This is a genomic window from Aminobacter sp. MET-1 (assembly GCF_026521175.1).
Lineage (GTDB): Bacteria > Pseudomonadota > Alphaproteobacteria > Rhizobiales > Rhizobiaceae > Aminobacter.
The window spans coordinates 1-767 of sequence record NZ_JAMSHL010000067.1; the positions used below are offsets into that span (position 1 = coordinate 1).

Consider the following 767-nt stretch of genomic DNA (forward strand, 5'->3'; position numbering starts at 1 on the left):
CTAATGCAGGATCTGGCTGAGGAAGAGTTTTGTGCGCTCGTGGCGCGGATGGTCGAAGAACTCGGCCGGGGTGTTCTCCTCGACGATCTGGCCCTGATCCATGAAGATCACCCGGTTGGCGACCTTGCGGGCAAAGCCCATCTCGTGGGTGACGCACAGCATGGTCATGCCCTCTTCGGCGAGGCCGACCATGGTCTCCAGCACTTCCTTGATCATCTCCGGGTCGAGCGCCGAGGTCGGCTCGTCGAACAGCATGATGCGCGGGTTCATGCACAGCGAGCGTGCGATCGCCACGCGCTGCTGCTGGCCGCCCGACAGCTGGCCGGGATATTTGTTGGCCTGCTCGGGGATCTTGACCCGGCGCAGGAAGTGCATCGCCTGCTCCTCGGCCTGCTTCTTCGGCGTCTTGCGCACCCAGATCGGCGCCAGCGTGCAGTTCTCCAGGATCGTCAGATGCGGGAACAGGTTGAAGTGCTGGAACACCATGCCGACTTCACGGCGGACCTCGTCGATCTTCTTGAGATCGTTGGTCAGCTCCTTGCCGTCGACGATGATCTTGCCCTTCTGGTGCTCTTCCAGGCGGTTGATGCAGCGGATCATGGTCGACTTGCCCGAGCCTGACGGGCCGCAGACGACGATGCGCTCGCCACGCATGACCTTGAGGTTGATGTCCTTCAGAACGTTGAACTCGCCATACCACTTGTGCATGCCGACGATGTCGATGGCGACATCCGTCGTCGAGATATGCATCTTGGCGCGATCGACCT

1 protein-coding gene is annotated in these 767 nt (G+C 61.3%); it reads right to left on the reverse strand.

Annotated features, from left to right (window positions below; genetic code table 11):
* Positions 1-750, reverse strand: coding sequence for an amino acid ABC transporter ATP-binding protein (locus NDO48_RS29040; RefSeq protein ID WP_198292895.1), 750 nt, complete (start codon positions 748-750; stop codon positions 1-3).
* Positions 751-767 lie beyond the last annotated feature (17 nt).